Annotated in this window: 23 protein-coding genes and 1 tRNA gene; 13 read left to right on the top strand and 11 right to left on the bottom strand. The window is 61.6% G+C overall.

Translation table 11 applies throughout. The features are described from left to right. Positions 1 to 66 precede the first annotated feature (66 nt). The 5 genes from AC1RM7_RS13770 to AC1RM7_RS13750 all read left to right on the top strand — a co-directional run bounded on the left by AC1RM7_RS13770 (position 67) and on the right by AC1RM7_RS13750 (position 4,466). Positions 67 to 1,476: an adenylate/guanylate cyclase domain-containing protein gene (locus AC1RM7_RS13770; RefSeq protein WP_006023407.1), complete on the top strand. Its 1,410-nt coding sequence runs from the start codon at positions 67 to 69 to the stop codon at positions 1,474 to 1,476. Between the two features lie 232 nt (positions 1,477 to 1,708). Further along, entirely contained in the window at positions 1,709 to 2,188 is a 480-nt protein-coding gene (locus AC1RM7_RS13765; RefSeq protein ID WP_006023408.1) for a tellurite resistance TerB family protein, read from the top strand. A gap of 70 nt (positions 2,189 to 2,258) precedes the next feature. After that, a complete protein-coding gene (locus AC1RM7_RS13760) occupies positions 2,259 to 3,035 on the top strand; it encodes an SDR family NAD(P)-dependent oxidoreductase (protein ID WP_006023409.1) in 777 nt (258 codons plus the stop codon). A gap of 131 nt (positions 3,036 to 3,166) precedes the next feature. Further along, entirely contained in the window at positions 3,167 to 3,955 is a 789-nt protein-coding gene (locus AC1RM7_RS13755) for a glutamine amidotransferase (protein ID WP_024921111.1), read from the top strand. Position 3,956: 1 nt separating this feature from the next. Then, the gene (locus AC1RM7_RS13750; protein ID WP_024921112.1) at positions 3,957 to 4,466 is read left to right on the top strand and encodes a nuclear transport factor 2 family protein; all 510 of its coding nucleotides are present in this window, start codon (positions 3,957 to 3,959) and stop codon (positions 4,464 to 4,466) included. A 185-nt stretch (positions 4,467 to 4,651) separates the two neighbouring features. Here AC1RM7_RS13750 and AC1RM7_RS13745 read toward each other — a convergent pair whose 3' ends face one another. Beyond that, on the bottom strand, positions 4,652 to 5,875 hold the full coding sequence (locus tag AC1RM7_RS13745; protein WP_024921113.1) for a bifunctional alpha/beta hydrolase/OsmC family protein: 1,224 nt from the start codon (positions 5,873 to 5,875) through the stop codon (positions 4,652 to 4,654). A gap of 127 nt (positions 5,876 to 6,002) precedes the next feature. Further along, positions 6,003 to 6,078: transfer RNA gene (locus AC1RM7_RS13740), tRNA-Ala, on the bottom strand. 243 nt (positions 6,079 to 6,321) lie between these two features. Here AC1RM7_RS13740 and AC1RM7_RS13735 point away from each other — a divergent pair. The 3 genes from AC1RM7_RS13735 to folD are packed head-to-tail and all read left to right on the top strand — an operon-like array spanning position 6,322 to position 7,873. Beyond that, positions 6,322 to 6,612 carry a YggT family protein gene (locus AC1RM7_RS13735; RefSeq protein WP_006023413.1) on the top strand — a complete coding sequence of 97 codons (291 nt, stop codon included), beginning with the start codon at positions 6,322 to 6,324 and terminating at the stop codon, positions 6,610 to 6,612. Positions 6,613 to 6,652: 40 nt separating this feature from the next. Beyond that, complete coding sequence (locus tag AC1RM7_RS13730; protein ID WP_024921114.1) at positions 6,653 to 6,976, top strand: DUF167 domain-containing protein; 324 nt, start codon at positions 6,653 to 6,655, stop codon at positions 6,974 to 6,976. Positions 6,977 to 6,988: 12 nt separating this feature from the next. After that, on the top strand, positions 6,989 to 7,873 hold the full coding sequence (gene folD / locus AC1RM7_RS13725; protein WP_024921115.1) for a bifunctional methylenetetrahydrofolate dehydrogenase/methenyltetrahydrofolate cyclohydrolase FolD: 885 nt from the start codon (positions 6,989 to 6,991) through the stop codon (positions 7,871 to 7,873). 39 nt (positions 7,874 to 7,912) lie between these two features. Here the strand turns inward: folD and AC1RM7_RS13720 are convergent, their stop codons facing one another. The 4 genes from AC1RM7_RS13720 to AC1RM7_RS13705 all read right to left on the bottom strand — a co-directional run bounded on the left by AC1RM7_RS13720 (position 7,913) and on the right by AC1RM7_RS13705 (position 11,092). Then, entirely contained in the window at positions 7,913 to 8,125 is a 213-nt protein-coding gene (locus tag AC1RM7_RS13720; protein WP_024921116.1) for a hypothetical protein, read from the bottom strand. A 133-nt stretch (positions 8,126 to 8,258) separates the two neighbouring features. After that, positions 8,259 to 9,743 carry a M20 family peptidase gene (locus AC1RM7_RS13715; RefSeq protein WP_024921117.1) on the bottom strand — a complete coding sequence of 495 codons (1,485 nt, stop codon included), beginning with the start codon at positions 9,741 to 9,743 and terminating at the stop codon, positions 8,259 to 8,261. A 188-nt stretch (positions 9,744 to 9,931) separates the two neighbouring features. Continuing rightward, positions 9,932 to 10,462 carry an inorganic diphosphatase gene (ppa, locus tag AC1RM7_RS13710; RefSeq protein ID WP_006023418.1) on the bottom strand — a complete coding sequence of 177 codons (531 nt, stop codon included), beginning with the start codon at positions 10,460 to 10,462 and terminating at the stop codon, positions 9,932 to 9,934. 120 nt (positions 10,463 to 10,582) lie between these two features. Then, on the bottom strand, positions 10,583 to 11,092 hold the full coding sequence (locus AC1RM7_RS13705; RefSeq protein ID WP_024921118.1) for a GNAT family N-acetyltransferase: 510 nt from the start codon (positions 11,090 to 11,092) through the stop codon (positions 10,583 to 10,585). A 168-nt stretch (positions 11,093 to 11,260) separates the two neighbouring features. Between AC1RM7_RS13705 and AC1RM7_RS13700 the strand changes: the two genes are divergently transcribed. After that, positions 11,261 to 12,190: an alpha/beta hydrolase family protein gene (locus tag AC1RM7_RS13700; RefSeq protein ID WP_024921119.1), complete on the top strand. Its 930-nt coding sequence runs from the start codon at positions 11,261 to 11,263 to the stop codon at positions 12,188 to 12,190. A 77-nt stretch (positions 12,191 to 12,267) separates the two neighbouring features. Then, a complete protein-coding gene (locus AC1RM7_RS13695) occupies positions 12,268 to 13,170 on the top strand; it encodes an HNH endonuclease (RefSeq protein ID WP_081758700.1) in 903 nt (300 codons plus the stop codon). A 233-nt stretch (positions 13,171 to 13,403) separates the two neighbouring features. Here AC1RM7_RS13695 and AC1RM7_RS13690 read toward each other — a convergent pair whose 3' ends face one another. The 3 genes from AC1RM7_RS13690 to AC1RM7_RS13680 all read right to left on the bottom strand — a co-directional run bounded on the left by AC1RM7_RS13690 (position 13,404) and on the right by AC1RM7_RS13680 (position 17,785). Next, entirely contained in the window at positions 13,404 to 14,636 is a 1,233-nt protein-coding gene (locus AC1RM7_RS13690; protein ID WP_024921120.1) for a flavin monoamine oxidase family protein, read from the bottom strand. Between the two features lie 131 nt (positions 14,637 to 14,767). After that, complete coding sequence (gene typA / locus AC1RM7_RS13685; protein ID WP_006023422.1) at positions 14,768 to 16,591, bottom strand: translational GTPase TypA; 1,824 nt, start codon at positions 16,589 to 16,591, stop codon at positions 14,768 to 14,770. Between the two features lie 441 nt (positions 16,592 to 17,032). Continuing rightward, the gene (locus AC1RM7_RS13680; protein ID WP_024921121.1) at positions 17,033 to 17,785 is read right to left on the bottom strand and encodes a Crp/Fnr family transcriptional regulator; all 753 of its coding nucleotides are present in this window, start codon (positions 17,783 to 17,785) and stop codon (positions 17,033 to 17,035) included. Between the two features lie 175 nt (positions 17,786 to 17,960). Here AC1RM7_RS13680 and AC1RM7_RS13675 point away from each other — a divergent pair, with 175 nt between their 5' ends. Beyond that, entirely contained in the window at positions 17,961 to 18,380 is a 420-nt protein-coding gene (locus AC1RM7_RS13675; RefSeq protein WP_024921122.1) for a response regulator, read from the top strand. A 6-nt stretch (positions 18,381 to 18,386) separates the two neighbouring features. Here the strand turns inward: AC1RM7_RS13675 and AC1RM7_RS13670 are convergent, their stop codons facing one another. Then, the gene (locus tag AC1RM7_RS13670; protein WP_024921123.1) at positions 18,387 to 19,802 is read right to left on the bottom strand and encodes a TAXI family TRAP transporter solute-binding subunit; all 1,416 of its coding nucleotides are present in this window, start codon (positions 19,800 to 19,802) and stop codon (positions 18,387 to 18,389) included. Positions 19,803 to 19,995: 193 nt separating this feature from the next. On the opposite strand from AC1RM7_RS13670, the gene AC1RM7_RS13665 reads away from it, so the two are divergent. After that, positions 19,996 to 20,286: a 4a-hydroxytetrahydrobiopterin dehydratase gene (locus AC1RM7_RS13665; RefSeq protein ID WP_006023426.1), complete on the top strand. Its 291-nt coding sequence runs from the start codon at positions 19,996 to 19,998 to the stop codon at positions 20,284 to 20,286. A gap of 189 nt (positions 20,287 to 20,475) precedes the next feature. Beyond that, entirely contained in the window at positions 20,476 to 20,853 is a 378-nt protein-coding gene (locus AC1RM7_RS13660) for a YkvA family protein (RefSeq protein ID WP_024921124.1), read from the top strand. A 116-nt stretch (positions 20,854 to 20,969) separates the two neighbouring features. On the opposite strand, the gene AC1RM7_RS13655 is transcribed toward AC1RM7_RS13660, so the two are convergent. After that, positions 20,970 to 21,944: an NADPH:quinone oxidoreductase family protein gene (locus tag AC1RM7_RS13655; RefSeq protein ID WP_024921125.1), complete on the bottom strand. Its 975-nt coding sequence runs from the start codon at positions 21,942 to 21,944 to the stop codon at positions 20,970 to 20,972. Positions 21,945 to 22,243 lie beyond the last annotated feature (299 nt).

Genomic DNA, 22,243 nt, shown 5'->3' with positions numbered 1-22,243 from the left:
AAGTCCCCGGCCAGTCCATCGCAGGCATTACTTGGATACCCGGCCGATCTGCCGTAAACTGCGGCCATGACCGACTTCAATTCTCTGTACGCGACCCTGAAGCAGACCGCCGATCCGAAGGTGGCGGATGCGATCCAGACGCTGGTCGAGACCGGCGCCGATCATGAGCTGAACCGGATCAATCTGATCGAATTTGCCGCCAGAACAGGCCTCGCCGAAGAAAAGGTGATCTCGGGGTTCCTCCACGCCTCGCAGATCGGCATCTTCGATCTGACCTGGAACGTGCTGTGCCCCGGATGCAGCGGTGTGCTCGGCGCACATGACACCCTTAAGCAGCTTCAGCCCGAGGACTATCATTGCGGTCTGTGCGCCGCGGGCTATCAGGCGTCGATCGACGATCAGGTCGAGGTCGCATTCACCGTCAGCCCGCGGGTGCGCCGGATCGCGGCGCACGATCCGCACACGCTGCCGAGCTGGGATTACTGGCGGCAGATTTTCTGGAGTTCGGGGATCGACATCAACGAGGATTCGTTCGGCCGTCTTGTGAACGAGGCCACGCTGGAAGCGGTCGAACTCGCGCCGGGCGAAAAGGCCGTGCTGTCGCTGCAGTTGCCGGCGGAGTTCGTGATCGTGTTCGAGCCGGTGACCCATTCGGCGCTGTTCCTCGACGTCAAGGGCGAACCGACAAAGGACAAGCAGAATGCATCGCTGACATTCGACGGTGTGCACGCGCCGACCGGGACCGTGGAGATGCGTCCGGGGCCGTTGCGGCTGACGCTGGAAAACCAGTCCAGGAACCGCGTACTGCCTTCGGTGTGGGTCGCAGGCGAAGCGCTTCACGATCTGCTCGGCAAGCGCAAGCCGATCGTTACCGCGAAACGAATCCTGGCGAACCAGACCTTCCGCGATCTCTACAAGGCGGACAATCTCAGCATCGACCAGCGTCTCAAGATCACGTCGCTGACGTTCCTGTTCACCGATCTCAAGGGTTCGACCGCGCTCTATGAGCGGGTCGGCGATCTGGCGGCGTTCGATCTGGTGCGCGCGCATTTCCGTGCGCTGCTCGAGATCATTGCGTCTGAGGGAGGTGCGGTGGTGAAAACCATCGGTGATGCGGTGATGGCGACCTTCGTCCGCCCCGAGCAGGCGGTCGCGGCCGGCATCCGCATGCGCAAGGCCATGGATGAGCTGAACGAACAGCGCGGGACCAAGGATCTGCTGGTCAAGATCGGCATCCACGAAGGCGCGTGTCTGGCGGTAATGCTGAACGATCGCCAGGATTATTTCGGCCAGACCGTCAATATCGCGGCACGGGTGCAGGGTCAGGCGACCGAGCGGGCGATCAACGCCACCGGCCCGGTGGTAAAATCGGCCGCGGTCATGGAGCTGCTCGGCAAGGCGGGACTTACCCCGGCGGAAAAGAGCGTGGAACTGCGCGGAATCGCCGACAAAGTGGTGATTTACGAGATTCCATGACAGCTCTGTGTCGTAACCCGCCCGTTTCCGCGCAAGTCCCCATCTTTTGCGGGCAATTCGCGGTGAGCGCCGCCCGGGAACCCGGCCAAGATTGCCAGAGTTTCATTTTCAGGCCATAGAACCTGACGATTTTGTGCCTTAAAGTTTCATTCGGGCATGATCTCATCTGAAAACCGGTCCGGCTTTTTCGGGATCATGCTTTGATCAGGTCCCGTTTCGATAGCAGAGATTGATGCTCGACAAATTACGCCACTTCATTTCGGACGTCGTTTCCCCCGCCGGCCATGAGAATCGCACCTTCGCCGATAATGACTACCGTCTGGCGGCGACCGCGCTTCTGATCCACGTCATCTCCCTTGATGGCGAACCATCGGAGACCGAGAAGCGGAAGCTTCATGCGCTGCTCGAATACCGCTTCGATCTCGATCCCGGAACGGCCGACAAGCTGATCGCCGATGCAACTTTGGTCGAAGGGGAGGCGGTTGACCTCTATCACTTCACCAGCATCATCATGCGTTCGGTCAACGAGGAAGGCCGGCTTCGCATCATCGAGATGATGTGGGAGCTTGTCTTTGCCGATGGCCACGTTACCGAATTCGAGGACAATATTGTCTGGCGCGCCGCCGACCTGCTCGGCATTTCCCAGCGTGACCGTCTTAATCTCAAGCATCGTGTCGCCGACAGCCGGCTTACGCCCGACGAAGCGACATAGAATTTTTTCTCCGCACGATTTTTCTTCGCACTCTTTCCTTGTTGAAACTCAAGACAACTGAAATGCATTCATGACCAAACGCGTCACGTTGATCACGGGTGCCTCGTCTGGCATCGGCGCAGAGTTGGCGCGCATCTTTGCGTCAAATGGCCATGACACCGTACTGGTCGCGCGCCGCGACGATCGTCTCAAGCTTCTCGCGGACGAGATCGCTGCCGCCGGACATCCGCGGCCGGCCCTCATCACCAGCGATCTTTGCGTGACGGGAGCCTGCGAGCAGATCGCGTCGCAGTTGAAGGCGATGGATGTCGAGGTCGACACCGTCGTCAACAATGCCGGTTACGGTTTGTTCGGCGAAGCCCTCGATCTCGACCGCGAGCAGCAGCTTGCAATGGTCGATCTGAATGTCCGCGTTCTGACCGACCTGACGCTGCGTTTCGCTGACAGCCTCGTTCGTCATCGCGGCGGTATTCTCAACGTCGCCTCGATCGCCTCATTCCTGCCCGGCCCGCGAATGGCGGTCTATTACGCCACCAAGGCCTATGTGCTGTCGTTCACCGAGGCGATGCGCGGCGAGCTGGGTCCGAAGGGCGTCCGGGTCACGGCATTGTGTCCGGGGACCGTGCCGACCGAATTTCAGGGTGTGGCCGGTTTCAAGCCGGGGCTGGATTCGGCGGTCCTGAACGTTTCCGCCGCGGCGGTGGCGCGGGCCGGCTATCGCGGGCTGATGTCGAACAAGCGGCTGGTGCTTCCAGGCGTCGGGGTCCGGATGATCCCGTTCATGCTCCGTTTCGCGCCTCGCAGCCTGGTGCTGGCCTCGGTCGCGCGGGTGCAGCAGAAGCGCTGATCCACCCGCAAATCCCCTGCGCAGGGCACATCCGCGAAATCCCGGCTCGACGGGGCCGCGGCAACACAATATTTTCAATTTCGGCGTTCAATAGAGACGCGTCCTCCGCCGGGGATTGAAAAGACGAATCGATGCTACGGCCTGATGACGATCGACCAAGCGGTTTCGGCCTGACAACGTGCGGCCGGTTCACTGCGCTTCCGGTGCTCATCATTCTGCACGGGCCGATGTCCACTCCCGGACGGGTCGGTAACGCGCTGCGCGCCATGGGCCATCCCCTCGACGTCCGCCGCCCGGTGTTCGGCGATGCCTTGCCCGAAACTCTCGATCACTACGCCGGCGCGATCATGTTCGGCGGGCCGATGAGCGCCAACGACAACGAGGATTTCATCCGCCGCGAGATCGACTGGCTCGCGGTGCCGCTCAAAGAGAAGCGTCCGTATCTCGGAATTTGCCTGGGCGCGCAGATTCTCGCCAAGCATCTTGGCGCCAAGGTCGCGCCACATCCCGAAGGCCGGGCCGAGGTCGGCTATTATCCGATCCGTCCGACCGCCGCTGGCCGAAAGATCTGCTCGCACTGGCCCGATCATGTCTATCAATGGCACCGTGAAGGCTTCGAGCTTCCCGCAGGAACCGAACTGCTGGCCGAGGGCGATGATTTTCCGGTGCAGGCTTATCGCACCGGGCGATGCTTCGGCATTCAGTTTCATCCCGACGTGACCCACGCGATGCTGCATCGCTGGACCACGCGCGGACACGATCGCATGTCGCTTCCGGGAGCGCAGTCGCGCACCGAGCATTTCACCGGCCGTATGGTTCACGATCTTGCGGAGCGTGCGTGGCTGACGGCCTTCCTGGATGGCTGGCTGCACCGCCCGCCGCCTGTGCAATCGCCGATTGCGTCGCTCGCGGCCGAGTGACATGGATCACGACAGCTTCGCGCGGCTGCTGAACGATTTCACGCTGTCTGCGGAGTCCGGCGACGGCGCTCGTTTCGCCGCGCATTTCACCGAAGACGCCGTCTACCACGACTACATTTACGGCGCGCACAAAGGCCGCGCCGAGATCGCACACATGATGGAGCATCTGTTCCACCGCGATGCAGGCGACGACTATCGCTGGGAAATGTTCGATCCGGTCTGTCACGGCGACATGGGCTACGCGTGGTCGCTGTCGAGTTTCACCTCAACCGTGCCGCAGTTCGCCGGCCAGTTCGTGGTGATCGACGGCATGAGCCGGTTCATTGTGCGCGACGGCTTGATCGCGGAATACCGCGAGTCGGTGAACGGCGGCGTCGCCATGGCCCAGCTCGGCGTCGAGCCGGAGCGGATGGTGAAAATCCTCAAGCGCTGGTCCGGCTGGCTCAGGGAGCGGCCGGAAACCGTTGATTACCTGTCGCGGTCGCGGCGCGCGAAGGTGCCGTCGAAATAGCTCCTCACGCTTGGTTCATTACAGCTCAGCAGTTACCCCACCCGGCTGACCCAAGGTCAGCCACCCTCCCCATCGAAGGGAGGGATGGTGCACGCTGTCGACGCAGAGTGTCTTTTTCTCACTCCCCCTTCGGCGCATAGCGCCGGGGTGGGGGTTACCTCGATATAGATCGATGTGACGTGGCTTTACTCCACCGCGCTTGTCACGATCTTGATCTCGGACGTCAGCGTCCGGTGCACCGGACACTTGTCCGCGATTTCCATCAGCTTCTTGCGCTGCTCGGCGTCGAGATTGCCTTCCATCGCAATGGTCCGGTCGATCTTGCTGATCATGCCTTCCTTGGTTTCGCACTCTTCGCAGTCCTGGGCGTGGATGCGGCTGTGCTTCAGCGTCACCGTGGTACGCGTAAGCGGAATCGATTTGCGCTCGGCATAGAGCCGCATCGTCATCGATGTGCAGGCGCCAAGAGCCCCGAGCAGGAAGTCGTAAGGGCCGGGGCCGCTGTCCATGCCGCCCACATCCAGAGGCTCGTCCGCGATTACGCGGTGCCTGCCGGCCGCAATCACATTCTGAAGCTTGCCTGCGCCGGTTTCGCTGACCACGACGACGCCTGCGGGAGGATTTGCAGAGGCCCCCTCCGCCGAGGCTGCGGCGTCGAGATAGCGCGTCGCCCAGGCAGCGATCATGTCCGCGACATAGACCGCATCGCGCTTCTGCGACAGCAGATGATCCGCGCCGGGGAGCGAAATGAAACTCTTGGGATGTTTCGCTGCGACAAACAGATGGGTCGCGTTGTTGATGCCGACGGTGTCGTCGGTGGGCGAATGGAAGATCAGCAGCGGCTTGTGAAGTTTCGAGACGGTCTCTGTGAGCTTGTGCTCGGCGATATCATCGAGAAACTCGCGTTTGATGCGGAACGGCCGGCCCGCCAGCGAAACTTCGATCTCGCCCTTTTCGCGGATCTCCGGAATCTGATCCTTGAACCAGTGCGTGACATGCGAAGGGTCCGATGGCGCGGCAACGGTGGCGACGCATTTCGCCTCGGGGATCATCGACGTGGCGGCCAGAATGGCCGCGCCGCCGAGGCTGTGCCCGATCAGGATGGACGGCGCTTGCCGGGTCTTGCGCAGATGGTCCGCGGCCAGCACCAGATCGCCGATGTTCGACGAAAACGTCGTATTGGCGAATTCGCCCTCGCTGGCGCCGATCCCGGTGAAATCGAATCTGAGCGTGGCGATGCCGTGCTTCGCCAGCCCTTCGGCGATCCGCTTGGCCGCCAGCACGTTCTGACCGCAGGTGAAGCAATGCGCGAACAGGGCATAGGCGACCGGCACGCCGTCCGGCAGATCGAGGGAAGCGGCCAGCAACTGCCCGTCCGAGCCCGGAAACTGAAATTTTTCGGTTTTCATGTCGGCCCCATTCGTTGCGCGTGTTATCGGGGACACGCTTCATCTGAGGCGTAGTCTAACCCATTGGGCAGCAGGTTTGGGACAGCAGGTTTGAGGCAGCAGCTTTGGAATAACGGCTTGGGAATGTTGGTGGAGCCAGGCGGGATCGAACCGCCGACCTCGTCATTGCGAACGACGCGCTCTCCCAGCTGAGCTATGGCCCCTTGATCGGCCGGGCCGGTCACGGCGGCGGCGGACAAGAGCGGCCATTTACAATCCCGATCATGGCCAAGTCAAGAACGGCGAAAAGCGCTGTTTTCACGGGTTTTGGGCTGGAAACCTCCCTTGTTTGCGCCGCCGCGAACCGGTATTGAGGCGGAGGTCATTTCCAGCGAGCCGTATCCGACGTTTGCCCGGAAGGCGCTGCGGAATAAAGCAAACGCCGGATACGGGACACCAGCAACGCCATGCGCGCCATTCTCGACATCGTCATCATCGTCTTGGACCTGTACGTCTGGCTGCTGATCGCCTCGGCCATCCTGTCATGGCTGATCGCTTTCAATGTCGTGAACACCCGCAACCAGTTCGTCGCGTCGGTGGCGGAGTTCCTCTACAAGATCACCGAGCCGGTGCTGCGGCCGATCCGGAACATCATGCCGAATTTCGGCGGTCTCGATATTTCGCCGATCATCGTCATTCTCATCATCATGTTCATCCAGCGCGTGATTTCCTACTACATCTACCCGAACGTGATCTGACCGCGAGGCGTCCCCGTTCCATCTCTCGCATGAGCCTTCCTTGACTCTCCCCTGGCGTTTCTCGGTTCAAGGCGTCAGCATCTCATTGCGCGTCACCCCGCGCGGCGGACTGGACGCGATCGACGGCGTTGAAACACTGGCCAATGGCCGCAGCGTTGTGAAAGTCCGGGTGCGCGCCATCGCCGAGGGCGGCGAAGCCAATCGCGCAGTGACCGAACTGCTCGCCAAGGCGCTTCATGTGCCGAAAAGCCATGTGCGTGTGCTGTCCGGTGTGACCTCGCGTCTCAAGCAGGTCACGGTGGACGGCGATCCGAAAAAGCTGGGCGATGCCCTGCAGGTTCTGACGAAGACAACCGACTCCTGACGAAAGACACCGATGCCGGCCAAGATTATCGACGGAAAAGTCATCGCCGCAGACCTGCGCGCCCGTGTTGCGGACGAAGTAGGGCGCGTCAAACGCGATCATGGCCTCACACCGGGACTCGCCGTGGTTCTGGTCGGCAATGATCCCGCCTCCGAGGTCTATGTCCGCAACAAGGCCAAGCAGACCGAGGCCGCGGGCATGGCGTCGTTCGAACACAAGCTGCCGGCGGATACGCCGCAGAAGGATCTGCTGGCGCTGATCGCGAAGCTCAACGCAGACCCGGCCGTTCACGGCATTCTGGTGCAGCTTCCGCTGCCGAAAGGCCTCGATACGCAGACGGTGATTAACGCCATCGATCCGGCGAAGGATGTCGACGGCCTGCACCCGATCAATGCCGGGCGGCTGGCCAACGGTTTGCCCGCGCTGACGCCGTGCACGCCGCTGGGCTGCATCATTCTCGCCAAGACGGTTCATGCGTCGCTGCAAGGCATGAACGCCGTCATCATCGGGCGCTCAAATCTTGTGGGCCGTCCGCTGGTGCAGTTATTGCTCAACGAAAACGCCACGGTGACCATCGCGCATTCGCGCACGCGCGATCTCGCCGACATCTGCAAGCGCGCCGATCTGGTGCTCGCCGCGGTCGGACAGCCGGAGATGGTCAAGGGCAACTGGATCAAGCCGGGCGCAACGGTGATCGATGTCGGGATCAACCGCATTCCGGGCGCGGACGGCAAGAACAAGCTGGTCGGCGACGTCGCCTATCAGGAAGCGCTCGGTGTTGCCGGCGCGATCACGCCGGTGCCGGGCGGTGTCGGCCAGATGACGGTGGCGTGTCTGCTGGTGAACACGCTGCGCGCCGCCAGCGCGATCAAGGGTCTCAAGCCGCCGAGCGTGTAAGCGAGTTCGCCGTTATCCGCGATAAGCTTGCGAGAGCAGCTACCACCACATGCATGTGAGAAAGCCGAGGCGATTTTTCGTCCGCCAGCCGCGATAGGGAATGTGGACGCCATGGTTCGCCTTGGCACACATGCCGGCCTTCGAGACAGGCTCGCGCGGCATTCCGCTCATGGAGTTCAGTGCAAGCACGTGCGTTGAACCCAGACTGGCGATGACGGCGGCAGCAACAATCGCTCGCAGGCTATTCTTCACGGTGTTTCCCCCCGGGTTTGGATGGGATGATGCGAAGCAACTCCTCAGCGGTATCAGGGTAAACTATCCCAACCGCCCGCGGCGTCAACGCGTGCCGGGCGCCGGATTCCAAAATACCCGGTCAGCGGGAGGGCTATGGACTCGCGGTGTTCTGCATCAGCCGCCGGTAGAACCGGATCATGTCGGCGTAATTCTTCACGCTGAGCCGCTCGTCGGTGCCATGAAAACGCTTCAGGTCCTCCGCTGTCGCGCGCACCGGCGAGAACCGGAAGATGCTGTCGGTGACGTCGAGATAGTTGCGCGAATCCGTCGCCGCGACCATCAGGCCCGGCACCACAAGAACATCAGGAAAGATTTCGCGGATCGTCCGGTTCACGGCCTGATAGCTCGGACTGGCGGTGGATGTGACCGGCGGCGGGTTGGTGTTGCCGGGCTTCGGCGTCACCTTGACGCGATCGTCTGCGACGATCGATTTGACGTAGGCGATCACGCTCTCCTCGGTCTCGCCCGGCAGCAGCCGGAAATTCACCGTGGCCTCGGCGCGGCCCGGCAGTACGTTTTCCTTGTTGCCGGCATTGAAGATCGTGATCGCCGTGGTGGTGCGGATCGCGGCCGCGGTCTGCGCGGTCTTCTCCATCTGACGGCGCACGAGCGGTTCGAGCAGCCACAGATTCGACAGCGCGACGCGGCTGCCGAAATCCATTTCGGGTGCGGCGGTTTGCAGTGTCTCGCGCATCACGCCGCTGACGGAGGCAGGAAACGGTTTCTTCTCCAGCCGTGTCAGCGCCGCGCTCAGCTTGCCGATGGCGGTGTCGCGCGGCGGCAATGACGAATGGCCCGGCGTTGCGGTGGTGGACAGGTCGAGTGTGACGTAACCCTTTTCGGCGACGCCGATCAGCGCGACCGGCTTGTCGACGCCCTTGAGAATTCCCTCGGTGATCAGCAGGCCTTCGTCGAAAACGAAATCGAGACGCACGCCGCGCGATTGCAGCAGCTTCGACATCGCCATTGCGCCGCGCTTGCCGGAGACTTCCTCGTCATGTCCGAACGCGAGATAGACCGTTCGCTTCGGGCGGAAGTTTTCCTTCGCCAGTTGCTCGACCGCCTCGAGCATCGAAAACAGGTTGCCCTTGTCGTCCCAAGAGCCGCGGCCCCAGATGAAGCCGTCTTTCACCTCGCCGCTGAACGGCGGCACCTGCCAGTCGCCGTCCGTGCCGGGCGCGATCGGCACCACGTCCTGATGCGCCAGCAGCGCGATCGGCGCGGCCTTCGGATCGCTGCCCTCCCATGTGTAGAGCAGGCTGTAATTGGCGACGATCTCGCGTTTGGCGGCGGCATGAAACGCCGGAAAACTTGCCGCGATCAGATCATGCAGCGCGCGGAAAGCGTCCGCGCTTTGATCGGCATCGGTGACGCTGGCGATGGTCTGCAGCCGGACCGCCGCTCCGAGCCGCTGCGCCGCCGCCTGCTCGTCGATGGTGACGGGCGCAACCGGACTGACCGCGATCTGCTGCGAGGATTTTCGCCAGGCGTTCGCAACCAGAACGGCTGCGAGAATGACGACGGCCGCGATCAGGAGGAGAATGATGTTGCGGAGGATTCTGATTGCACGGCGCATCGTTTGAATCCCCCCGCTGCTAGTGATCCGGTTCTGACATTCGTACCACAATCTTTGCGGGCACTTTTACGAATGTCAGAACCAAAGGATCACTAGAATCATAGTTTTCCAGTGTCCTTTCGTATCCGACGTTCGCTCGGAAAGCGCTGCAGATTGAAGCGAACGTCGGATACGGGACACTGGCGCGCTTACTTCTTCTTGGCGCGCTCGATGCCTTCGACGATCAGCTTGCGGGCGTCGTCCGCATTGCCCCAGCGCAGCACCTTGACCCACTTGTTGGGTTCGAGATCCTTGTAATGTTCAAAGAAATGCTGGATTTGTTGCAGGGTGATGTCAGGCAGATCGCTGTAGTTCTGCACCTTGTCGTAGCGCTGGGTCAGCTTCGACGTCGGCACTGCGATGATCTTCTCGTCGCCGCCGGCCTCATCCTCCATGAACAGCACGCCGACCGGGCGCACCGCGATCACGGCGCCCGGCACGATGGCGCGGGTGTTGGCGACCAGCACGTCGCAGGGATCACCGTCGTCGGAAAGGGTGTGCGGAATGAAGCCGTAATTCCCCGGATAGCGCATCGCCGTGTAAAGGAAGCGGTCGACCACCAGCGTGCCGGCCTCCTTGTCCATCTCATACTTGATCGGCTCGCCGCCGACCGGCACTTCGATGATGACGTTCACTTCGTGGGGTGGGTTTTTACCGAGGGAAATCGCGTCGATACGCATGACAGGCCTTGGGTTGGATTCGGTCGAATTCGCTGGTTAGCCAATCGGGAGCGGGGCTGGAAGCCCGAAAAGACTAGCCAAAAGGATAAAAGGACCGGTCTCAGGACGTGGGGACGCGAATTACGCAGTCCAGGCAAACGCGACCTTGTCGAGCGACTTGCCGCCGAATCGCTCCGACGAGCGCGCGACCATGCGGCCGCCGAGGGTGCGGTAGAATTCGACCGCCGGCTCGTTGTCCGAAAGCGCCCAGATCACCATGCTTTTCAGCCCGCTCTGAACCAGATCGCGTTTGGCGGCGGTGAACAGGCGGCGGCCGAAGCCGAGGCCCTGGAATTCCGGGCGCAGGTAAAGCTCGTAGATTTCGCCTTCGAAATGCAGGCTGCGGGCGCGGTTGCGGCCGTAATTGGCGTAGCCCGCGACCTTGTCGCCGAACGACAACACGCTGACGCGGCTGCCCTTTCGGATCGCGGAATCCCACCATTGCGGGCCGCGGCGGTTGATCAGCTTTTCGAGTTCGGCACCGGGGATGATTCCCTGGTAGGCCGCGCGCCACGCCTCATCGTGCGTCGCAGCGACTGCTGACGCATCGGAGGCCTTGGCTGGCCGGACTTCGATAAGGATCGTGCTCATGGTGCAATCAAAGCAACTCGCGGCCCCGCCTTCAAGGTCCATCGTTAATTATCGGTTAATATGTGAGCTTTTTGCATCAGGTCCAAGGCGGGGTTGTACCGAAAGAGGACAGGACGATGCGGTAAACCGCTTGGCTTGGCTGTCGGCGACGGGCAATGATCGCCGCAGATGACAAAAAACGCATTGTTCAAGGTGGCCACCCTGCTTCTTGCGGTTGGTCTTTTGCCGCAAACACCCGTCTGGGGCGAGAATCAGCTGGGCGCGCGAGGCGGCGAAGCAGCGCCGAATCGGCGTCAGGAATGGCTGGTGCCGACGCAGGACCAGATCACACCTTCGCGAGCGGTTCTGTTTCGCCCCGCCGGCAAAGGCCCGTTTCGTCTCGCCGTGATCGCCCATGCCTCGACGCAAAACCGGCTGGCGCGTGCGCAGATGCCGCAGCCGGAATATCCGGCGCTGGCCGCGGCGCTGGTGGCGCGCGGCTTTGCCGTGCTGGTGCCGCAGCGGCTCGGTCACGGCAAGACCGGCGGCCCCTATCTCGAAGACCAGGAAGGCTGCGACAACGCCGAATATGCGATGTCCGCGCGCTCGACAGCCGAAGCGATCACAGCCGCGCTCAATTTCATGCGCACGCAGGCGTTCATCCGCAAGGACGCGTCGGTGATCGTCGGGCATTCGGCGGGAGGCTGGGGCGCGCTGGCGCTGGCGGATCAGAGTCCGAAAAGCATTTCGTCGATCGTCGTGTTCGCGCCGGGGCGCGGCGGACGCAAGGATGATCGCGCGAACAACATCTGCGCGCCGGAGAAACTCATCGCCGCAGCGAAGGAATTCGGCGAGGACGCCAAAGTGCCGGTGACATGGCTGGTGGCGGAAAACGATTCGTATTTTCCGCCGGAGTTCTCAAAAAAAATGGCCGATGCCTTCATCGAAGCCGGCGACGGCAAGGTGGATTTTCAGGTCCTGCCGCCGTTCGGCAAGGAAGGCCACTGGCTCGCGGAAGCGGGGGAGGAGGGGATGATTGAATCGATGCTCGCCAATGCCGCGGGGCTGAATTTGCCGGGGCCTGTCGTGCAGGGCGCGAGTGCGAAGAAGAAGCAATAATCGACGGGACAGGCTAACTTGCGTATTGAGTATACTTTCTGCGTAAATTCTGTTGGGTTCGATCGGGTCGATAGTTCATGGCAAAAGCAGTTTTTACCACCAAGGTGACGCCAAGCTACGACGATTTACCGGAGGTCCGGTATCACTTTCCGAAGACATACCTCAACTACGCCACACAAGCAGTCGGCGATCATGTTATTTACTACGAGCCGCGCCGATCAAGCGCAGATCTGTCGAGTGTTGGCGGACGCCAGTCGTACTTCGGCGTCGCACGCGTAGAATCAATTGTTGAGGACGAAAAGCAGCCGGATCATTACTATGCGCTCGTAGGCGATTACTTAGACTTCGATAGGCCGGTGCCGTTTTCCGAAGGCTCAGTCTACTATGAAAGTGCTTTGCAGAAGACAGATGGCAGCACCAACAAAGGGGCATTTGGACGCGCGGTACGCCTCGTCCCCGACGAAGAGTTTGATCGCATCCTGAAAGCGGGTTTCGCGCCAATCTTGGCGGAACAAACAGTCGCTTCAGAAAATCCGGCACAAGGTTTCTCCGAGCCACCCGAGCCATTTGTTAGGCCCATTGTTGAAATGACTGTCTCTCGTCCATTTCGAGAGAGGTCATTTATGCACAACGTCCGCGCGGCTTATGCAAATCGGTGTGCGATCACTGGTTTGCGATTGATAAATGGAGGCGGTCGGCCTGAAGTTCAGGCTGCTCACATCCAGCCTGTCGCATCAAATGGACCAGACTCTGTAAGGAATGGATTGGCTCTGTCCGGCACTGTTCATTGGATGTTTGACCGAGGACTAATATCGATTGGTGACGACTATCGTATTCTCATCGCCAAAAACCATGTTCCAGACGATGCGCTGCGCCTGATAAATCGAGATCGCACGCTAAATCTTCCGAACGATCAAACTCTTCACCCAAACGCGCATTTTCTGAAGTTTCACCGCGATAAAATCTTCAAAGGCGCTTGAACCTCAATCCACTTAGTCCTTGCGGTTAGATGGTATTTGGCCGCAAACCATTCGACTAAATTGTTGGAAGTTTCGTCTGATGCCCAATGGCTAACCAATTCGTCGCCGATGCCTGTATCGACGATTCTTGAGCATTAGATATCGTGAAGGGCGTGATCAACGGCGTCGCGCCAATCGCCAAAAGAGGAGAGTGGTTTGTTCAGAAACATGCCGCCTCAGACTATCAAGTAATCCTAATCCCCCGTCACCTCCCCCGCCGCCCGCACGCCGGTCTCCTGCGCGCCGTGGGCGGTGGTGAAGAAGTTCGGCGAGGTCGCTTCGCCCGCAAAGAACAGCCGGTCATCGACCGGGGCGGCGAGTACGGCGCGGTCATCGGCATGTCCGGGGAGCGCGTGGGAATACGATCCGAGCGCGAACGGATCGTGCGCCCAGCAGGTTTCCGCGAGCGGCCTCAGCTTGCGGCGATAGTCCGATCCCAGCAGCATGACGAGCTCATCGATGGCCTGCGCCGCGAGCGCGCCGCTTCCGGCATCCTCAAGTCCGCGTGCGAACGCGCCGCCGAAAAATCCCGAGATGCAGGGCTGGCCCATCGGGCGCAGGTGATAGCTGCCGGTGCCGACACGATCGAGCGCGCCATAGAGATGCCCGTCGCTCGGCAGCGATTCAGGATCGTCCAGCGCCAGCATCACCTTGTCCGCGAGGCCGAGCGGCAGTCCGGCCGCAGCGCTCACCTTGTCAGGCAGCGGGGGATGAAAGCGGATCGATTCATTGGCGATCAGGTCGGTCGGTGCGGTGACGATCACCTTGCGGGCGGAGATCGTTCCCTGCGAGGTCTCGATCCTGATCCGGGCGCCGGAATGATCAATCAGCGTCACCTTCGTATTCAGCGCCACCGGGCACGGCGCGCCATAGGCCGCGATCAGCGCGCCATAGCCGCGCCGCACCCGCCAGTTGATGCCGGTGTCTTCATACGCATCGAAGTCATAGGTCGAGACGCGATCAAGCTCGGTGCCGTTGATGTAGGTGCTGATCGCATTGATCTGCGCGTTCCAGGGATTGCCGGGTTCGAGCCATTTGCTGGCCGGCGTATCGTCCGGCAGATCGGACGCCGCGCTGACACGGGCATCGAAGGCGTCCATCGCCGCGAGGAATTCCTCGCGGGCCTGCGGCGGAAAGCCGGCGTTGAGACTCTGCTCGCGCCAGCGCGGACGCGTCTCGTTGATCTCGAAGCCGAGATCGCGCGCGATCGCCACGAACGGATTCTTGTCGGCGGAATGCAGCCACTCGCAGCCGACATCGAACACGATGTCGCCGGGCAGGATCACGGTCTGGCTGCGGCCGCCGATGCGCTCGCGCGCTTCGAGAACGAGAACGGACAGCCCCGAATTTTCCAGCGTGCGCGCGGCAGCAAGGCCGGCCGCACCGGCGCCGATGATCGCAACATCGATGTCGGAGGGAAGGGGCATTCGAGACCCGGGTCCGGTATTTCTGGCGGGCCTGTCCCGGCCATTCATGACTTCAGTCTAACCGACCTATAAGACGACAATGCCCGGCACAAGGCCGGGCATCATCAAGATTTGGAAAGAGGCGGGCCGTCTTAGCCGACCAGCGCTTCCTTGGACTTCTCGGCGCGCTTGCGCTCGTTCGGATCGAGATGGCGCTTGCGCAGGCGGATCGACTTCGGCGTGATTTCGACCAGCTCGTCGTCCTCGATATAGGCCAGTGCCTTTTCCAGCGTCATGCGGATCGGCGGCGTCAGGCGCACCGCTTCGTCCTTCGAGGTGGTGCGGATGTTGGTGAGCTGCTTGCCCTTGAGCACGTTGATCTCGAGGTCGTTCTCGCGGGTGTGCTCGCCGACGATCATGCCGCGGTAAACGCGCCAGCCCGGCTCGATCATCATCGGGCCGCGGTCTTCCAGCTTGAACATCGCGTAGGCAACGGCTTCGCCCTGCTCGTTGGAGATCAGCACGCCATTGCGGCGGCCCTGGATTTCGCCCTTGTACGGCAGGTAGTCGTGGAACAGGCGGTTCATGATCGCCGTGCCGCGCGTGTCGGTCATCAGTTCACCCTGATAGCCGATCAGGCCGCGGGTCGGCGCGTAGAACACCAGACGCAGGCGGTTGCCGCCGGACGGACGCATCTCGATCATCTCGGCCTTGCGCTCGCTCATCTTCTGAACGACCACGCCGGAGAATTCCTCGTCCACGTCGATGACGACTTCCTCGACAGGCTCCAGAATCTGGCCGTCCTCGTTCTTGGTGAGAACGACGCGCGGACGCGACACGGACAGTTCAAAGCCTTCGCGGCGCATGTTCTCGATCAGAATCGCGAGCTGCAATTCGCCGCGGCCCGAGACTTCCATCGAATCCTTGTCGGCGGCTTCGACCACGCGCAGCGCGACGTTGCCTTCGGCTTCGCGCAGCAAACGGTCGCGGATCAGGCGGCTGGTGACCTTGTCGCCTTCGGTTCCGGCGAGCGGCGAGTTGTTGACGATGAACGACATCGACACGGTCGGCGGATCGATCGGCTGCGCCTGGATCGGTGTCTCGACCGTGGGATCGCAGAACGTATCGGCGACGGTGCCCTTGGTGAGGCCTGCGATGGCGACGATGTCGCCGGCTTCGGCGAGTTCGACCGGTTGGCGCTCGAGACCGCGGAACGCGAGGATCTTGGTGATGCGGCCGGTTTCGACGACCTTGCCGTCACGCGACAGCACCTTCACCGACTGGTTCGGCTTCACCGAACCGGAGGCGACGCGGCCGGTGATGATGCGACCGAGATAGGGGTTGGCTTCGAGGATGGTGCCGAGCAGGCGGAACGGACCTTCTTCCACCACCGGCGGCGCGACATGCTTGATGACGAGATCGAACAGCGGCTTCATGCCCTTGTCGTTCTCGGTCTCGCTGTTGCCCATCCAGCCGTTCTTGCCGGAGCCGTACAGGATCGGGAAGTCGAGCTGTTCGTCGGTGGCATCCAGTGCAGCGAACAGGTCGAACACTTCGTTGACGACTTCGGTGACGCGCGCGTCGGGGCGGTCCACCTTGTTGATCGCGACGATCGGCTTGAGGCCGAGCTTGAGCGCCTTGCCGACCACGAACTTGGTCTGCGGCATCGGGCCTTCGGCGGCGTCGACGAGAACGATCACGCCGTCGACCATCGACAGGATGCGTTCGACCTCACCGCCGAAGTCGGCGTGGCCCGGCGTGTCGACGATGTTGATGCGGGTGTCTTCCCACTCGACCGAAGTGCACTTGGCCAGAATGGTGATGCCGCGTTCGCGTTCGATATCGTTGCTATCCATCGCGCGCTCGACCTGCCGCTGGTTCTCGCGGTAGGTGCCGGATTGCTGGAGCAGCTTGTCGACGAGCGTGGTCTTGCCGTGGTCGACGTGGGCGATGATGGCGATGTTTCGCAAATTCATGTGTCTTAAGTCTTCCAGCTATGGGGCGCGGCGCCGCAAAGGCGGCTGAGTGCAGGTCCGATGTCGTCGTGCGCGCTCGTGGTGCGGATTTGACATTCGCGACCCGTCGTGCGGCGGGTTCGTTCGGCGAATGTCAAATCCAAAGCTCCACGAGCATGTTATTTTTGCCGGTGGTTCTTTGATTCTGACATTTGCAAGAGAGTCGAGGGAACGGGATGCAAATGTCAGAATCGAACCACCCGCCCAAAAAACGCGGTGCCCGGTTCAAAAGAACCGGGCACACGGGCACTCATTGCGGCGCAATATAGTCAGAATTCGCCGAAAAACAACGGCCCGAACGGCATTTTATCGGGCCATTTTGGGGTCAAGGTTGATGCCCCAAAGGGCCGCATCGGCCCTATCCAGCAATGTTACAGAGCGATGACGGGCTCCATCGATCGGTCACGTCGCGTTCGTCTCGTCCGGATAGACCCCGCGCAGAACTTCGTCGAAATGAGCTTTGACGGCGTCGTTGCAAAGACATGACCGGGCCGCCAGGGCGTCCGGGTTGCGGATCAGGATGGCGCCGCGGCGGGTTTCCAGAATGCCTTCCGCCTTGAAGGCCTGGATGACGCGGCTGGTGTAGCTTCGTCCCACCCCGAGCATGGTCGATAACTGCTCGTGGGTGAGGGGAACAAGGTCCTCGCCGGTCCGCTCCCGCGCCGACAGGATCCACTTTGCCGTGCGCTGCTCGATCGAATGGATCGCATTGCAGGCGGTGGACTGAAAGATCTGCGCCAGCATGCAGTCGGCGTAGCGCGCGAAAAGATAACGCAGCGTTGGGGATTGGGTCTTGGCGGCATCGAGCTTTGCGACGCGCAGCCGGACGAAGGGGCCGGCGACCTTGACCGTGATGCGCGTGTAGGCCGGCAGATAGCCCAGGCTGACAATGCCGCCGACCGCACCCTCGCGTCCGACCAGAATGGTCTCGACATCGCGGCCGTCCTCGTTCGCCACGAGGAACGACACGAGGCTCGGCCCGCACGGAAAGTGCACGATCTGGACGTCGTCGCCCGGATTGTAGAGCAGGTCGTCCGCCTTGGCGTCCGCGGATTCCAGGAATGGTTCGATGAGCGCGAAATCTCCGGCGCTCAACCGCCGGAGCAGATTGTTGAATGGGCGGCCGTCGCTGACCGCTGCCAGTTGTCGTGTCATGGTCCCCTCGCCGAGCGTCACCGTAGCGCAGGTTCCGGCGCGCTTGTGTTCAAAAGTGCACAGACGTAACGGGTGATTATGTGTTCGGTTCCATCCGGGAACAGGAATGACGGCTTTCGAGCGCCATGACCGGGGTCCCAGCGGACGTATCTCAACCCATCCTCGGACGTGACTCATGAACTCGATCGACCCACCCGGGCCGGCGGCTGCAAGTCCTGCTGATCTGCCAAAATCCGATCTGCCAAGGGATGTTCTGCTGGTCGAAGACGATCCGCTGATCGCAATGGACTCCGCTGAAACCATCACCGGCTTTGGCGTTGCGTCGGTGCGGACCGCGCGCGACGTCGCCGGTGCGCTGAAGCTGATTGCCGAACGTGCGCCGGATTTTGCGCTGCTCGATGTCGGATTGAATCGAGAAAAGAGTTTTGTCGTCGCAGAACAGCTTAGACGGCAGATGATTCCGTTGGCATTCGTCACGGGATATTCCGGACCCGCCAGCATGCCGCCGATGTTCAAGCATTATCCGGTGCTCAGAAAGCCATATCTGCGCGAAGATTTGCTGGCGATATTGCGCAGGTGGCGCGACCCGGTGTAGCGCCGTTCAGGCCACGTGGCTGCGCACCGGCGGCGCGGTGTTTGACGCCATGTCGAGCAGGAACGTCTTGCGGTCCGCCACCGCGTTGTGGAATTGCTCCAGCGCGATGCTGAACGCCGTCAGCGATCCTTCCTCGATCGCGCCGTCCTCGAAACAGTGCAGGGTCTCGCGCATGATCTCGTCGGCTTCGGCCTGCATGCTATCAAGCTCGTCGATCGACGTGGTCTTGCGCGCTGTCGTCAGCATTTCCAGCAACCGCTCGCGCAGGTTGGAATTGGTGACGCGCTCGTCCTTGCGCCAGTAGCTCGCGAACCACGCGCCGGCGGAGCCCAGCGCGGACAGCGCCATCAGGCTGCCCCAGATGTAATCGCTGTACCTGTCGAGGAAGGTTTTTTCTTCGCCGTCGACATAGGCTGCTGCGCCGGGATGCGCGGGAATCGCGGCGTCCTTGTCGGTATCGGGCGTTTCGAGTTTCGCCGTCTGCGGGAATTCACCCTGAATGGTCTGGCGGACCGAGAACAACTGGCGTGTCAGCGCGCCGGCCGTGGCTTCCGACAGGGATTTCCGCGCCACGATGTGATGCGCGAACGTGATGGTATCGATCTTGTCGTCGGGCCGCGCGGGCTTTGTGCCGAACGATCCGGCAGGAATTTCGCCCGACTCATAGACCGGATACTTCTGCGCAATTGCATCCGCCGTTTCCACCGACAGGAAGGTGGGCTCCTTGCCACCCTTCGTCGTGGCGGCGATGGCGTCGGCGGTAATCTTGCTGTTCAGCGGGCCGACGGCGAGAAACGCATCGATCTTTTCATTCTTGATCGCGTCGGCAAAACCCGTCGTGGTGAACTGCACCACCTGGACCTTCTCCGGGTCGACGCCGGATTGCGTCAGGATCACCTTCAGCAGATTGACATTGGCCTGGGTGCGGCCGATCACGCCGATGCGCTTACCGGCAAGCTGCTCGATCTTCTTGATGGCGCCTCTTTTCCCGGGTCCGTTCAGCGCCCACAACACCGCGAAGTTCTTGCGGATGCTGGCGATCGCCTGCGCATCTTTCGGCAGCTCGATATCGCCGCGAATGACGGCGAGGTCGGTCGTGCCCGCGTTCAGGCTCGCCGCACTCGAGGACGTGCCGTCGGTGATGATCGGGCGCAGCCGGATATATTTCCGGTCCCGCGCGAAGATCTGTGAGAGCGACTGGATGACCTTGACGTCATCGCTGTACGGAGGCCCCACGGCGATCCGCAGATGAATGGGGCGATTGAGCCAGTAGGTCGCTCCGCCGACAGCGGCCACGATAGCAAGCACCGCAGCGACCACGATCAGCATGGCCTTCATCTTGTGCGGCCGGGGCGGCGTGGAGCCCGGCGACCGGGGTGCCTCCATAGCCATCGATCGGGTAAACATGTCGCTGAAGCCCATGGGTTACCGCGCCTCCAGGCGTCTGCCGCCATTATATCAGACTGCGGGCCTGTCCGCAGGTTCCATGTTCGGCATGGTTAGCGGCCCGAGAGCGGCTTTTCCGTGACCGGCGGACCCATTGTTGCGGGTATACGTTGGGTAGGCCGAGGCGGGTGCTTAAGGAACCGTAATATTCGGAAATGGGGAGGATCGCATGGTTGAACGGCTATCGGCAGAGGCGCGGCGGGCTGCGCTTGTGAAACTCAAGGGCTGGTCGGATGTCTCCGGGCGCGACGCCATTGCGAAGACGTTCACATTCAGGGATTTCAACGAGGCTTTCGGGTTCATGACCCGCGCCGCGCTGGTGGCCGAAAAAAGCGACCACCATCCGGAATGGCGCAATGTCTACAAGACCGTTGAGGTCGTGCTCTCGACCCACGATGCGGGCGGCGTGACCGCGCGCGACATCGCGCTCGCGGAAGCGATGGACCGGATTGCGGGCTGAGCCGTCATTGCGGGCCAATGGGTCCGGCTTCGCCGGCCCGATGATAAACTCCGCGAAGCAATCCAGAGAACAACCAAGAAAGCTGGATTGCTTCGTCGCAAGGGCTCCTCGCAATGACGTCTTGCGGGGGCGTATGCGGTTCTTATGTGATGCATGCTGGTTGCAGAGCGCAACCGTGAGGAACTGACCATGATCTCCGACGACACGGCGCATTTTGAACGGGCTGAAAAGCTCGCGAAAGATCCCGAGCGCGTGCGCCGGAATTTCTGGCTCAAGCTCAAGCGCGTTGCGACCAAATTGCCGTTCGCCGAGGATTTGCTCGCCGCCTATTACTGCGCGTTCGACCGCGAGACGCCGCGCCATGTGCAGGTCGCGCTGCTGGGCGCGATCGCGTATTTCGTGCTGCCGTTCGACTTCGTGCCCGACATGCTGCCGGTGCTCGGTTTTACCGACGATGCCGCGGTGCTGGCGACGACGATCCGGATGGTGGCGAGCCACATCACGCCGGAGCACCGCGAGGCCGCGCGCAAGGCGATGGCGCGCGGGCTGGAAGACCAAGAAGCGTGATTTAATCGCGAGACGTCATTGCCGGGCTTGACCCGGCAATCCATCCTTTGAAAATTTTCAATAAGAATGATGGATGCGCGGGTCAAGCCCGCGCATGACACGTCTTTGCGTTGAACCTACGGATGCAAAATCACCTTGCCCATGGCCTTGCGCTCGGCAAGCACCTTGAGCGCCTCGGTGGTCTTCTCCAGCGGGAAGGTGCTGTCGACGTGGGATGAAATCTTGCCCTCGGCCGCCCACGTCATCAGCTTCTCGAGCGCGGCGCGGCCCTGCTTCGGCTCGCGCTTCATGTGCGCGCCCCAGAACACGCCGCGAATGTCGCAGCCCTTGAGCAGCGCAAGATTGAGCGGAATCTTCGGAATGTCACCGGCGGCGAAACCGATCACCAGGAAGCGGCCCTTCCAGCCGAGCGAACGCACGCCGATTTCAGCATAGCTGCCGCCGACCGGATCGAACACGATGTCGATGCCCTTCTCGCCGCCGACCCGCTTGAGCGCTTCTTTCAGGTCTTCCTTGGCGTAGTTGATGGTGAGGTCGGCGCCGTGCTTTTTCGTGAATTCGAGTTTCTCGTCGCTTGAGGCGCAGGCGATCACCTTCAGGCCCAGCACCTTGCCGAGTTCGCAGGCCGCAAGGCCGACGCCGCCCGCCGCGCCGAACACCACAAGGGTTTCGCCCGGCTTCGGATCGGCGCGGTCTTCAAGTGCATGAAGCGCGGTGCCGTAGATCACGATGACGCCCGCGGCGCGGTCGAAGTCGAGATTGTCCGGAATCTTCACACACGAACTCGCAGGCAGCGCGATCTTCTGGCGCGCGCCGTTGTGTCCGCACGACGCAGCGATACGATCGCCGGCCTTGAGATCGGTGACGCCCGCGCCGACGCTCTCGACCACGCCGGCGATTTCCGCTGCCGGAGAAAACGGAAACGGCGGCTTGATCTGGTACTTGCCCTGAATCATCAGCAGGTCGAAGAAATTCAGCGCCGCTGCCTTGATCGCGATCACGACTTCGCCGGGACCCGCAACCGGATCGGGAATATCGCTCAGGACGAGATCGTCGGGGCCGCAGTATTCCGAACAGAGAATGGCTTTCATCGAGACACCTGAAGAGTTCGTAGGACGGGATCTTGCTCGACTTCTTGCCGGATTTGGCACGGCGCTACAATCGCAATTGCGGACTGGCGATGATGCTTGCGGGATGTAACTATGTTTGAAACACTGGGCTTTCGGAAAGACACCGCGGTCCGCCGCCCCGGTCTGTGGCCGAGAGGCTCAGGGCGGATGCGGCAAAGCGCAGCGGTGGCGGGTTAACTTTCCAACAAGCCGTTTGGGGTCTATTGCACGTCCCCGCGGAAGTGCGAGCCATCTTGCAGTCACAATATTGAAGGAACCAG

This window comes from Afipia sp. GW822-FHT03D08 (assembly GCF_058801645.1).
The sequence above is the reverse complement of the archived record's forward strand: the minus strand, read 5'-3'. Positions and strand labels throughout refer to the sequence as shown.